Genomic DNA, 14,886 nt, shown 5'->3' with positions numbered 1-14,886 from the left:
AGACACTAATTCAATAGTCAGTTAAAAAAAGCCTAAACGCAGAGACGCAATAACTCAGAGTTTTAATTATGGGAGAGTTGCAGTTTGTGCTGTTAATTATGTAAACAATTAATCACACCAAACACAGCTCCCTTATTATAAGAACTTTGCGTTATTGCGTCTCTGCGTTTAGGCTTTGTCTAACTGACTATTGCACATACATAGTTTCCCCAATTGTCTTACCATCTCAGAAATGTTAAAATTTAAAAAACATGTTTTACAGCATGTTTTTTTGATCGCAAAGCTTTGCGCAATCCTTTGCGTTAAACATCAAAAAATCAGGTATTTGCATTTAATTCAAAAGTTTGGATATTTGAAAATGATTCAATCATTAACATTAATTTTTAAAAATTAAGATGCCTATGAAAAAATTCTTTATGCTGATTAACCTGATGTTGATAACCCAAATCAAACAAGAACAAATTCAGTGTTTTAACTAAAATCCAGAATTAAAATGAAAAATAAAATTATTAATCTGTGTAAAGAGAAATGTTTTCTCAGAAGTTTATCATTTCTCATGCTAATATTAGTTAGCAGTAGTACCTTTTCCCAGAATATGAGAACTATAAGCGGGATGGTACTTGATGAACAACAAGACCCTGTTCCGGGGGCAACTGTTATGGTGAAAGGAAATTCTGATTATGGTACCATAACAGACTCTGATGGAGAATTCTCTATAAACATCCCGGCGGAAGAGAATGTTCTTGTCATCTCCTTTATCGGGATGAAAACTCAGGAAATAGATGTTAGCAACACAAGCAGCATTACTATTATATTGGAAAGCGAAATTGTACATTTGGCAGAAACGGTAGTCGTTGGTTACGGGATACAAAAGAAAGAAACATTAACAGGCTCGATTGCTAATATATCGGGTGACGACATAAGAAAGAGCCCTGAAGCAAATGTCACAGCCTCCCTCCAGGGTAAACTTCCGGGATTAACGATTAATCAACGAACAGGCGAACCGGGAAGTGAAGAGCTGGAAATATTGATCCGTGGAAACGGCACTTTTAGAGATAACTCTCCTCTTATTATTGTTGATGGCGTTGAGCGAAGTAATATGAGCAGGTTAAATCCGGACGATATAGAAAGTATCTCTGTACTGAAAGATGCATCAGCCGCTATTTACGGTGCTCGGGCAGCAAATGGAGTGATTATTATAACATCAAAATCGGGAAAAGAAGGAAAACCTGAGTTTAATTTTTCCTACAATTATGCTTTTCAAAGCCCGACACAAATTCCGGAAATGCTGGATGCAGCCACTTTTGCAGAAGCATATAATGAAGGAGACTGGTACAGGCAAGGCAGACCGGATGAATACATTCCTTTTTATTCTGAGAATGCTATTCAAAAATATCGCGATGGTTCCGATCCGGTTTTATATCCCAATACTGACTGGGTTGATGTAACGATGAGATCTTATGCTCCCCAACAACGTACTAATTTGCAAGTCACAGGGGGAAGTGATAAAGTTACATATTTACTTTCTTTTGGAATAATGGACCAGGAAGGTATTATGAAAAATAATCCCACGCATTACCGCCAATATAACTTACGTTCAAATATTAATGTCAATTTGACTGAAAATCTCAGTTTGGGTGCCAATATTTATGCTATATTAAACGATAGAGAGTATCCCTCAACATATGCAGATAACCCTGATAATGATTATTGGGTTGACTTCTATAATATATTACAAGCAAATCCCACCTTACCTGCACGCTATCCCAATGGATTAATTGCTCCCGGTAGGTTACAGGAAAACCCACTTTTATTAGATCGAAGAGGATATTACAAGGTTGAAGATCGCCCCGTATATTCCACATTTAAAGGGACGTATAAAGTACCTTTTGTGGAAGGATTAAAAATTGATGCCTCATTCAATTATGATCTCAGCCATCAGTTCTCAAAAAGATGGAGTACCCCCTATTATTACCATGAATACAATGTAAACTCCGATGAATATGAAAAAAAATGGGCCACTAATGAACCAACAGCAGAACTTACAGATACCTACAATAGATGGACTACCATGCTATATAATTACAAAATTGTATACGACAGAGACTTTGGTAAACATCATGTAGGCGCTATGGTCGGCCAGGAGATACAAAAAAACACCTGGAATTATACCCAGGCTTACAGAAAAAATTTCGTAAGTTCCGCCATAGACCAAATAAATGTGGGAAGTTCCGCAGCGGAAGATAAAGATAATGGAGGTTCAGCTTCAAGTGATGCCTATAATAATTATTTCGGGCGATTTAATTACAATTTTGAATCTAAATATCTTTTTGAATTTATCTTTAGATATGATGGTTCCCAAAAATTTCCCGAAGGTAAAAGATATGGTTTTTTCCCAGGTTTTTCATTGGGATGGCGCCTTTCTGAAGAAGATTTTATGAAAAATAATCTTCCTTTCGTAAACAATCTGAAACTTAGATTATCTCATGGGATAATTGGGAATGATCGTGTTGACTCCTATCAGCATTTACAATCTTTCTCATTTGGAGGCAATTACGTTTTTGGCACGAGTGATGCAGCAGGCATTTATGCTAACACTATGCCCAATCCTAATATCACCTGGGAAGAAAGTAAAAAAACCGATGTGGGGTTAGAAGCTACTTTATGGAAAGGTTTGTTTGGAATGGATTTAACCCTTTGGAAGGAAAAAAGATCTAATATTTTAACGCAAAGAAACCTTTCAGTTCCAAAAATATACGGTTTCCCCGCTTTGCCCGATGAAAACATAGGGGAAGTTGATAATCATGGATTTGAGCTTGATTTAAGCCATAGAAATTCTGTTGGAGAACTTAATTATAATATTTCCGGAAACATTGCATTCTCAAGAAGTGAAATTGTTTATATGGATGAAGTTCCACACGCCGAGCCTTACCAAAATCTTACAGGCCATCCTGTTGGAGCAGGTTTGTACTATAAGGCCGATGGTATTTTTAATACGCAGGAAGAACTGGACGCTTATCCACATGCGTCGGGAACACAGGTCGGAGATATCAAAATAGTGGATTTAAATGACGATGGAGAAATTAATGCAGAAGACCAATTCAGATTCGATTATTCTGCAACGCCTGAATATGTATTTGGATTGAATATGGGATTGCAATATAAAAATTTCGATCTAAGTTTATTCTTCCAGGGGCAAACCAATGCTTATAACTACGACGGCACTTTTGCAAAGCTGGGGAACTCAGCTTTTGACAATGCTGTTGTTGATAGAGCTAAAGACCGATGGACCACAGAGAATACTGATGGAACAATGCCCAGAGCGGATGATTTTCAACCCGGAAATTCCACTTTCTACTTATTTGACGCCACATTTGTCAGGCTCAAAACCATGGAAATGGGATATTCCCTGCCTGAAAGCATCATTTCCAAACTCCACTTAACCGATTGCCGGCTTTATATAAGTGGATCGAATTTACTCACCTGGGCAAAAGAAATTAAATGGGCAGATCCGGAAAATACCGGTGATTTCCTTAATTATCCGCCTCTGCGTACCATAAACTTAGGCGTTAATGTGAAATTTTAATTTAAGAAAAAAATGAAAAAGATACTTTTAATCACAGCCGTCATATTATTATCCTGCGTTTCCTGCAGTGATAATATTCTTGACATTTCGCCCAAAGACCGTATCTCGGAAGACGCTGTATGGGGCGATGAGAATCTGATAAAAGCTTATCATAGTAATTTGTATAATTCTATTCTTCATGGATTTAACATACATATGCAATCAAAAGCAACCGATGAAGCATATTGTAGTATTTCGTGGGGTATCGGTATTATTCCCTTAGGCAACTATAATGCTGATAATATCACTAGTGTGGCGACCACCGATTGGACAGGGGGTGGTAATATTTATTACTGGGATGTTGCCTGGGAATATATTAGAAAGATTAATATTTTTATTGAGGAGATGCAAACCGATGAGATTTCATTCGAGGATAAGGCAAGATTAGTAGCTGAAGCAAAATTTTTGAGGGCATACCTCTATTTTGAACTAATTAAAAGATTCGGAGGTGTGCCTATTATAACCGAATCCTATGCTATGGGAGCTGATGAAACGCTCACAAGAAATTCCTTTGATGAATGTGTTGATTTCATCGAACAGAACCTGACCGAAGCCATTCCGGATTTACCGGAAAAATATGCAACAAGTGACGCAAACTTTGGCCGGGCGACCCAGGATGCCTGCCAGGCGCTACGTTCCCGTGTATATTTGTACGCTGCTTCACCTCTTTTCAATCCCTCTGATGACGAAGAAAAGTGGCAAAAAGCCTCAGATGCTGCCTGGACTTTAATCGAGGAAGATAATTATTCATTGTATCCTGATTACGAAACGCTGTTCAATCAGCCCAGCGGAACAGAAAATAGTGAAATCATTTTTGCCAGGAATTTTTCTTCCACTAATTATCACCAGGCACCTATGCACAACTTAGGTCGCAGATATGGTGCTTACGGAGGATGGTGGGCAAGTAACGGCCCCTCCCAGAATTTGGTGGACGATTATGATATGATAAACGGAGAACCTCCTTTCTTAGAAGATGGAACGATTAATCCTGCATCGGGCTATGATCCCCAGCATCCTTATAGAAACCGTGATCCACGATTCGAAGCAACCATAATACATGATTCATCTGTATATCATGGTGATCTTCATGAAATGTGGATAGCATCAGATGGCGAGTCATGGGGATATGATTCTTATAAAGAAAGTGGAGACAATCCCAGAACAAACTATATATTAAGAAAATTTATGCCTCCCGAAGGCAGAGCTATCAGCTGGCAAGAGCATTATACCATCCCATGGATCATATTCCGATTGGGTGAAATATATCTTAACTACGCCGAAGCTCAGTTTGAGTTGGGCAACGAAGACGTAGCCAGAGAGTATTTGAACAGAGTACGAAGCAGGTCAAGCGTGGATTTGCCAGATATTCCGGATTCTGTTACTGGTGATGATCTTAGGCAAAGAATATATAACGAACGAAGAATCGAACTGGCATTCGAAGAACACAGATTTTGGGATGTCAGAAGGTGGAAAATTGCCATGGAAGTTGAGAACGAGCCTATTTATGGGATGGATATAATAAAAGATGTAGAAACTGGTGAGAAAACTTACACACCGGTAAAACTTCTTGAAAGAAACTTCGAAGAACACATGGTTTTGCTTCCTATACACTCTGAGGAAATCCGCAGAACAGAAATGGAACAAAATAGTGGATATTGATAATTGATTTAAAAGCTGTCTCAATATATAATATTAGGTTTTAGCCGTGAAATATATGCTTCTCCTAATATATATTGTGACAGCTTTACACATTCATTGGTATATAATCATTCTAAGTCATTGGCAAAATGGAACTCGTCTCTATCACTCGGGACGAGTTTCAATCCAATAATTTTTACCTGAGTTCAAAAATCAAATATCCAAAATTGACATTTTAAACATATTTTACCATCTATTTTTACTCATTAGAAAAAACTGAAAACATCGACATTCCCCTATACCGATAATATTTTATAATCATGAAACAAATCCTGTCACTGATACTCATCTCCCTGATTCCTGTCTTATTATCAGCACGGAATGCGGAAGTAGTATCGCCAAATACAAAAATCAGAGTTGAACTCCTTAATACGAATGATGATAAAACCGGGGAGTGGTATCTAAAGGTATATTTCGAAAACAACAACCAGACTTCAGAAATAATTCCCAAAATTGAACTGGGGATATCCCGGAGTGATCAGGACTTTCATAAAAATTTGAAACTGCTCAAAATAAGCAGGCCAAAACAAATAGAAGAAGACTATACAACCAAACACGGGAAGCGTTCTCATCGCAATAATTCGGCAAATGAAGTAGTGGTTTCCTTTGAGAACCCGGACAAAACCAGGTTGAACCTCATCATCAGAGCATACAATGATGGTATGGCCTTCAGGTATCAGTTTCCTGAAAACAAAGGTAATTTTGCAATTAAAGATGAACTGACTTCATATATAATACCCGACAGCACCGAACGTTGGTTGCAGAAATTTGACCTGTCCAATGAAAAATTATTTGACCACATGAATAGCTCCGATATTCAGGAAAATTGGGGTTATCCAGCACTTTTCCATTCACCTGATCATTCATGCTGGTATCTTGTTCATGAGGCAGACCTGGATCGAAACTATTGTGCCACCAAACTCAGCAATCTAAAAGACAAAAAAAGCTACAAAGTCACACTTCCTGCCCCTCACGAGGGTGAAGGTGAAGCCTTACCTAAAATCTCCCTGCCCTGGAAATCCCCCTGGCGGGTCATCATTATGGGAGAACTGTCAGACATTGTAGAATCTACTCTGGTTGAAGACGTATCCACCCCGTCGGTAATTGAAGACACGGACTGGATCAAACCGGGCCTGGTATCCTGGAACTATTGGTCGGACAACCACGGCACCAGGGATTATCAAACGGTAAAGAAATTTACCGATCTTGCAGCACGCATGGACTGGCCTTATACCCTCTTCGACTGGGAATGGGATGCCATGGGCAATGGTGGTGATGTGGAAGATGCAGCAAAATACGCCATCTCCAAAGGGATAAAACCACTTATTTGGTACAACTCAGGCATGTTTAAATGGATTACTGCAACGCCCATTGATCGCATGAAAACGCACGAAAACCGAATGGAAGAATTTGCCTGGTTAAAAGGCCTGGGGTTTGCCGGTGTGAAAGTGGACTTTTTCCTGAGCGAAAAGCAATACATGATTAATTACTATCTTGACATTCTGAAAGATGCTGCCAAATTTGAGATGATGGTCAATTTTCACGGCAGCCTTGTTCCCCGCGGATGGGCACGCACCTACCCTCACCTGATGACACTGGAGGCTGTAAGAGGAGCCGAGTGGTACAACAACAATCCGGAGTTAACCACCACAGCTCCCGAACACAACACAATATTGCCTTTTACCAGAAATGTAGTAGGGTCTATGGATTATACCCCGGTTACTTTCACCAATTCCCAACATCCGCACATCACATCTTACGGACATGAACTTGCCCTGGGTGTTGTTTTTGAATCTGCCTTTCAACACATGGCCGACCGCCCCGATGGTTATGACAATCTGCCTGATGCCGCTAAAATATTTTTACGTGAACTACCCGCAGCCTGGAATGACACGAAACTTATCGATGGTTATCCGGGGAAAGATGTTATCATCGCTCGAAGAAAAGGTACCGGGTGGTATTTAGGAGGCATTAATGCTGAAGCACACCAGAACAAGAATAAAACACTAAATTTTAATTTTTTACCCGAAGGACAAAAATACAAACTCACATTGATTACCGATGGTGAATACGACACTGAATTATCCACAAGTTATCTGGTTGTCGACAAAAATTCTGAAATTGTTGTAAAAATGCTACGTCGGGGAGGTTTTGCGGCCAGTTTAAAACCAGTACAGTAATTCAATAGATCGTAAGATTTTTAAATCTAAGATGAAACGAATCTGGAAAGACAAACCACGATAAATAACCGATAAATCCTTGCATACAAGATCTATTATTTCTTAAAATTTAAAACATCTAATAATGAAATCAACATCTCTAACTCCCATTCTGTTGTTCTGCTTTTCTTTAGCCGCAGTGGCACAAACGAAAACGATCATGAATCCCGCGTACGAATTCAAAAACTCGGGTATATATAATGTAGCAAAGATTGAACAATCCGATTCAGCTACCTTACTTACCCTAGATCTGACTTTTGTTCCACACTGGTGGGTATCCTTCAACGAAACTGATTTTATTCGCGACTGTGACACTGGCATTGAATACAATGCAAGAAAAATCAGGGAAGGTGAGTTCAATCAAAAAATCTGGATGCCCGATTCGGGCGACAGTACAATTGTACTGGTATATCCACCACTACCGGCCTCGACAAAAAAAATACGATTTCAATGATAAAATATTCGGACTGTCACTTAATCCGGATCAGACTGAATCACGTAGGCAGGCAGAGATTTCACCCAATATTGACAAATGGTTGAAGGAACAATTGGCAAAAGCCCCCAAAACAGCAATGCCCAACTACAATGCATCCACATTCTTCAATGAAGAACCAGCCCGCCTGATTGGCTGTATAAAAGGGTACGACCCACGCGCTGGTTTTTCTACCGGAATAGTATATGCGCAAAACGAACTCACCAACGAAGATTTCCCCATTGTCATAAGCATTGAGCCAGATGGACGTTTCGAAGCCGAAATTCCTATGATCATGCCAAAATATACCTGGGCATTGTTCAATGAACGTGTAATGGTTCCTTTCTATATCGAACCGGGACAAACCCTTTGCATGATACTCGATTGGGACGAATTTCTCACCTATGATCGTCGTCGAAACATCCGTTACCAATTTAATCAAATTGAGTTTCGCGGCTCATTGGCCTCAATCAATCAGGAACTAATGAACTATCCAACCAGTCAGTTCAACTACGCTGAGTACGATAAAAAGAGAAAAACAATGGCTCCGGAAGATTTTAAAGCCGACCAACTTGCTTCTTATCAAAAGAACCTGGCCCGGTTTGAAAACTACTTAAAAAAACAGCCCCTTTCGGTCAAAGCACAAACTTTGCTGCGCAACAGAATCATGCTCAAAAATGCCAACAACTTGTTTAATTACACCCTAAATCGAGACCACTTCGCCCAGCAGGACAGCACAAACGAGATATTGAAAATGCCAATACCTGAAAATTATTACGACTTTTTAAAATCCCTGCCTCTCAACGACCCAAGCTTATTAGTGTGCAGTGAGTTCAGTGAGTTTATTAACAGGTTCGAGTTCTGCGAACTATTCAATAAAGCACAATCAAAGTACTATCAGAACTCGGTTGAGAACCGGAAAAAGCCTGAAAAAAACCTCTTGCAATACTTCAATGAAGAAAAAATCACATTGTCAGAAGATGAACGCAATTTCCTGACTATTGCAGTAAAAGACCAATTAACCGATGAAGAGCGTTCACAGTTAGAACAAATGAAAGCACTATCTGAAACTTTTAACCAAAAATACAAAGACCAAATTCAGGAATATGCAGAAAAATACGTTTCACCTCTACAGCCTGATCAAACGCAAATGCAAATAGACGTTTGGAAAAGTAAAGATTCCATTCTAGTAAACACTCTTGGACTTAAACCCAATTTGATGTATGAAATAACCAAAACACGCTCATTGGAGTTTACCTTCAATAATGCAGAATCGAAAGAAAAGGCATCAGTGTACTGGGAATTCCTCAAACAGGGTATTAAGTCCCCCTACCTCACGACTACAGGAGATGCACTTTTCAATAAAAACTTTCCTACCTCAGAAAAAATTGCAGCTCACCCCCTTCCTGATGAACCAGGCACCGAGGTATTCAAAAAAATCATAGCCCCACACAAAGGCAAAGTGCTATTTGTCGACTTTTGGGCCACCACTTGTGGTCCTTGTTTGGGAAGCATCCAAAATATGAAAGAAACTCGTGAAAAATATGTTGATAATCCCGATTTTGACTTTGTATTTATCACTGACGAACGTAGTTCCCCAGAAAAAAGCTACACCAATTTTATAAAAGAACAGGAATTGAAGAACAGTTACCGTATTTCAAACGACGAGTTTAATATGTTGCGCCAGTTATTCCGTTTTAATGGCATTCCGCATTATGTGGTAATAGACCAAAAAGGTGATGTAATCGATGACAATTTCCGAATGCATAATTTTGAACAGGAATTGAAGAAAATATTGCCGTCGGATAAATAGAAAAATAGTTCTCTTTTGAGAATACCATTTGTTTATAATTTTTACATAGTTTAAAAATGAAAAAACAACTCTTTTTAATAGCAGTTCTGCTTATATCGATCACTGTAAAAGGGCAGGTTTTGCCTTTTCAGAACCCCGATTTGAGCTCTGAAGAACGGGCCAGAGACCTTATCTCCAGACTAACCGTAGAAGAAAAAGCACGTCTGTTGTGTGACCAGTCTGAAGCCATTCCCCGCCTGGACATAAAGAAATTTAACTGGTGGAGCGAGGCCCTGCACGGGTATGCCAACAACGACAGCGTGACAGTTTTCCCCCAACCCATAGGTATGGCAGCTTCATTCAATGATGAGCTGGTTTTTGAAATATTTAATGCTACCTCGGATGAAGCACGTGCCAAATACCATCAGGCTCAGCGAAGAGGAGAAGAAAACAGAAGATTTCTGAGTCTTTCCGTCTGGACACCCAATGTAAATATTTTTCGCGATCCACGCTGGGGCCGTGGCCAGGAGACCTACGGCGAAGACCCGTATCTGATGTCGCGTATGGGAGTTCAGGTGGTCAAGGGCTTACAAGGGCCTGAAGATGCGAAATACCGCAAACTATTGGCCTGTGCCAAACATTACAGCGTGCACTCCGGCCCCGAATGGAGCCGGCATGAACTAAATCTCAATGATGTCAATCCCCGGGAATTTTACGAAACTTACATGCCCGCTTTTAAAGCATTGGTTCAGAAAGCCGATGTAAGACAAGTGATGTGTGCCTACCACCGCCTGGATGACGAACCTTGTTGCAGTAATCTCAGGATTCTCCAACGTATCCTGCGTGATGAATGGGGCTATGAGTATATGGTTGTTGCCGACTGTGGTGCCATCACCGATTTTCATACCACCCACGGGATATCTTCCACACCTGTTCATGCTGCTGCCACCGGACTTCTGGCAGGAACCGACCTGGAATGCATCTGGGACAACTATCATTACAAAATGTTGCCCGAAGCGTTGGAAAAAGATTTGATCACAGAAGAAGACATCGACAGAAGTTTAATGCGTGTTTTAAAAGGACGCTTCGACCTTGGAGAGATGGATGACAATTCCCTTGTTCCCTGGGCTCAAATACCCGCCTCTGTCCTTAATAACGAAAAACACAGACAACTGGCCTACAAAATGGCCCAACAATCAATGACTTTGTTGCAAAATAAAAACAATGTTCTGCCCCTGGATAAATCATCCACAGAAAAAATTGCGGTTATCGGCCCCAATGCTGATGATGAAGAGATGCTGTGGGGCAATTACAACGGAACGCCCATAAGAACCATTACCATCCTGGATGGTATCAAAACCAAAGTACCCTCTGACAATATTTTATACGACAAAGCAGTTGACCTGGTGGATGATAAAGTGACGGTCAGCTACTTCTCAAAAGGAAAGATTGACCAAAAACAGGGCTTTAAAGCCACTTATTGGAATCATCCGAATTTTGAAGGAGAACCTGTTGTCGAACAACAACTTGTAAATCCCATAAAACTGACTGCCGCCGGACAGCATGAGTTTGCACCGGGCGTAAAACTGGAAGATTTTTCTGCCATATATGAAACAGACTTCACCCCAACAGTATCAGAAGAAATAGTATTTAAGGGCGGAGCCACCGGCTTTTTCGAACTGATTGTTAACGGTGACACCCTGGCAAGCTATACCAACTGGAGAACAATACCCGCAAGATTCCCTCTTTATGTGGAGGCCGGCAAAACCTATGAAATAGAAATCCGCTATGCCCAACGTGAAAACTGGGAAGCCAATATCGAACTTGATTTTGGAAGAGAAGAAAATGTGGACTACACTGCTCTCCTGAAAAAACTGAAAGACATTGAAACAGTCGTGTTTGCAGGCGGTCTTTCAGGTTCTCTTGAAGGAGAAGAAATGCCCGTTTCATATCCCGGCTTCAAAGGTGGCGATCGCACAAATATTGAGCTTCCGTCGGTGCAGCGAAACTGCCTCAAAGCTTTGAAAGAGGCAGGTAAAACCGTGATTTTTGTGAACTGTTCCGGCTCGGCAATCGCGTTAGAACCGGAAACCGAATCCTGCGACGCTATTCTTCAGGCCTGGTATGCCGGAGAATCAGGTGGACAAGCTGTTGCTGATGTACTTTTTGGTGATTACAACCCGGCAGGAAAACTTCCGCTTACGTTCTACCGGAACTCTGATAACCTGGGTGACATTGAAGATTACTCCATGGAAGGCAGGACTTACCGTTACACTACCGATCATCTTTTCCCGTTTGGTTTCGGACTCAGTTATACCAGTTTCGAGATTGGTAAAGCCCGACTGAGCAAATCGACAATAAAAGCTGATGAGACCATCAGCATTAATATTCCTGTTAAAAATACCGGAAAACGCGATGGAACTGAAATCGTGCAGGTCTATGTTCGCAAGGTAAACGACATTGACGGACCACTTAAAACCTTAAAGGGGTTTGAACGAGTGGAAGTTCCTGCCGGAAAAACCAGGCAGGCTAACATCAGCCTACCTCCCTCAACTTTTGAATTTTATGACTGGAGCCAGAGAAAAATGGCGGTGACTCCCGGCGACTATATACTTTATTACGGTAATAGTTCGGATAATAAGGATTTAAAACAATTAGAAGTAAGCATCCAATAAAATCACATTAACTATGAAACGCGCTTTTGCAGTATTATTCATAATCCTTGCCGTTATCACCCATGGCAGTGCTCAGTCGTATCTGAAAACCGACATAGGAATAAAAACTTCTATTGAAGATACTGATTATGAGATTCAATTTTTCAGTCCCTCAATAGTAAGAGTTTTAAAATCGCCTGAAAAATCGTGCTTTACTAAAGAAAGTCTCTCTGTTATAAAAAGGCCTCAAAAAACAGACATTGATGTCAGGCTTGACGGGAAAGATTTAATCCTGGAAAGCGATGAATTGCTGGTGACACTGAACATGAACAATGGAACTGTTTCATTCGAAACCTCAACGGGTCAACCGCTTTTGAGTGAAAAAGAAGCAAGTGCCGAATTCACAAAATTTAACGATGCCGGTAATGAAACATACAGCGTTTCACAATCATTCGCACTGGAAAAGGATGAAGCCATTTACGGGTTAGGTATTCTTCAAAACGGGAAAATGGTACAACGCGACATCGAAGTACACATGGTTCAAAATAACACGCAGGATTTTGTGCCATTTTTCCAGTCGAACAAGGGGTATGGCTTATTCTGGGATAACTATTCACCGACGACATTCAGCGATAACAAGGAACAAACTTCATTTAGTTCGGAAGTTGGCGATGGCATCGACTATTATTTTATGTACGGTAAAAATGCCGATGGCGTGGTTGCCCAAATGCGCAAATTAACCGGGCAGGTGCCCATGTTCCCTTTGTGGACTTATGGTTACTGGCAAAGCAGGGAACGCTACAAAAGTCAGGACGAAACGGTAGGTGTTGTACGGAAATACCGCGAACTGGGAGTGCCACTCGATGGCATTATCCAGGACTGGCGTTATTGGGGCAATAATTACCTCTGGAATGCCATGGAATTCCTTAATGAAGAATTCTACGATCCGCAAAAAATGGTCAACGATGTGCATAATATGAATGCACACATGATTATTTCAATCTGGAATTCATTTGGACCTCATACCAAACCCTATCGCGAGCTGGACAGCATCAATGCTCTTTTCGACTTTAAAACCTGGCCCGAATCGGGTTCATTCAAATGGCCACCCAATCCCGATTATCCTTCGGGAGTGCGGGTTTACGATGCATACAACCCGGCGGCACGCGATATTTACTGGAAGTACCTGAATAAAGGCATTTTCTCATTGGGCATGGACGGATGGTGGATTGACTCCTCCGAACCCGACCATTTCGACCCGAAACCTTCCGATTTTGACAACCAAACCTATCTGGGCTCGTTTCGCAAAGTTCGCAATGCCTACCCGTTAATGACGGTGGGCGGTGTTTACAAACATCAGCGCAAAGTAACTTCTGATAAACGTGTTTTTATTCTCACCCGTTCGGTTTTTGCCGGACAGCAACGCTATGGCGCCAATACCTGGTCGGGTGACGTTGTAGCATCCTGGGATGCCTTACGCAAGCAGATATCAGGAGGTTTAAATTTGTCCCTGTGTGGGGTTCCTCATTACAACAGCGATATAGGCGGGTTCTTTCTTTGGGATTACCAAAACCCGCTACAAAACGCTGATTATCGGGAACTGTATGCCCGATGGATCCAATTTGGCGCATTCTGTCCTATGATGCGTTCGCATGGAGCCGATGCCCCGCGCGAAATATACCAGTTTGGGAAAAAAGGTGAACCGATTTACGATGCCATCGAAAAATACATCAACCTGCGCTATAGTTTGCTACCATACATATATTCCACTTCGTGGGATGTGAGCAAGAACCAGTCGAGCATGATGCGTGCCCTGGTAATGGATTTTCCGAACGATAAGAAAGCACTTAATATTGATGATCAATACATGTTTGGCAAATCCATCCTGGTTTGCCCGGTAACCGAGCGAATGTATAATGAGAATGGACAGGCAGATTTTAGCATGGTCGAAGAACGAGAGCTATACTTGCCAGCCGGCACCAGGTGGATTGACTTTTGGACAGGAGAGATGCTGGAAGGCGGACAAATCATCACAAGGGAAACACCACTTGACATCATGCCTTTATATGTCAAAGCAGGTTCCATAATTCCTATTGGCCCGGATGTTCAATATGCCGAAGAGAAACCCTGGGACAACCTTGAAATCAGGATTTACGAAGGAGCTGATGGTGAATTCACGCTCTATGAAGATGAGAATGATAACTACAATTATGAGCAAGGGGTATATTCAACCATCAGGTTTAGTTGGGATGATTCAAGGAAAACCCTGACCATAAGCGACAGGAAAGGCTCTTTCCCAGGAATGCCGGCTGAGCGAAAATTTAATGTAATCGTTAAACCGGACAAAACGGACAAAGTAAATGCAGAAAAGTACGACAAAACGATAATATATAAGGGTAAGAGAGTCAACGTTAAACTATAGAAAA

The 14,886-nt window shown here is 41.0% G+C and carries 7 protein-coding genes; all 7 read left to right on the top strand.

What is annotated here, in order from left to right; all coding sequences use genetic code 11:
- Positions 1-595: 595 nt before the first annotated feature.
- Positions 596-3,586 (top strand): SusC/RagA family TonB-linked outer membrane protein, encoded by a 2,991-nt coding sequence (locus OQ5_RS0114265; RefSeq protein ID WP_100221936.1) that lies wholly within the window; start codon positions 596-598, stop codon positions 3,584-3,586.
- A gap of 12 nt (positions 3,587-3,598) precedes the next feature.
- Positions 3,599-5,284, top strand: coding sequence for a RagB/SusD family nutrient uptake outer membrane protein (locus OQ5_RS0114260; RefSeq protein WP_016778133.1), 1,686 nt, complete (start codon positions 3,599-3,601; stop codon positions 5,282-5,284).
- A 299-nt stretch (positions 5,285-5,583) separates the two neighbouring features.
- Positions 5,584-7,503, top strand: coding sequence for a glycoside hydrolase family 97 protein (locus OQ5_RS0114255; protein WP_016778132.1), 1,920 nt, complete (start codon positions 5,584-5,586; stop codon positions 7,501-7,503).
- 124 nt (positions 7,504-7,627) lie between these two features.
- Positions 7,628-7,996, top strand: coding sequence for a hypothetical protein (locus OQ5_RS23585; protein WP_026055312.1), 369 nt, complete (start codon positions 7,628-7,630; stop codon positions 7,994-7,996).
- The gene (locus OQ5_RS0114245) at positions 7,893-9,827 is read left to right on the top strand and encodes a TlpA family protein disulfide reductase (protein WP_176694092.1); all 1,935 of its coding nucleotides are present in this window, start codon (positions 7,893-7,895) and stop codon (positions 9,825-9,827) included. Before OQ5_RS23585 ends, OQ5_RS0114245 begins: the two co-directional genes overlap by 104 nt.
- Before the next feature lie 56 nt (positions 9,828-9,883).
- The gene (gene xyl3A / locus OQ5_RS0114240; protein ID WP_016778131.1) at positions 9,884-12,481 is read left to right on the top strand and encodes a xylan 1,4-beta-xylosidase; all 2,598 of its coding nucleotides are present in this window, start codon (positions 9,884-9,886) and stop codon (positions 12,479-12,481) included.
- Positions 12,482-12,494: 13 nt separating this feature from the next.
- Complete coding sequence (locus tag OQ5_RS0114235) at positions 12,495-14,882, top strand: glycoside hydrolase family 31 protein (protein WP_016778130.1); 2,388 nt, start codon at positions 12,495-12,497, stop codon at positions 14,880-14,882.
- Positions 14,883-14,886 lie beyond the last annotated feature (4 nt).

The sequence above is a fragment of the Anaerophaga thermohalophila str. Valhall genome (assembly GCF_000250735.1).
Classification (GTDB): domain Bacteria; phylum Bacteroidota; class Bacteroidia; order Bacteroidales; family Marinilabiliaceae; genus Anaerophaga; species Anaerophaga thermohalophila_A.
The sequence above is the reverse complement of the archived record's forward strand: the minus strand, read 5'-3'. Positions and strand labels throughout refer to the sequence as shown.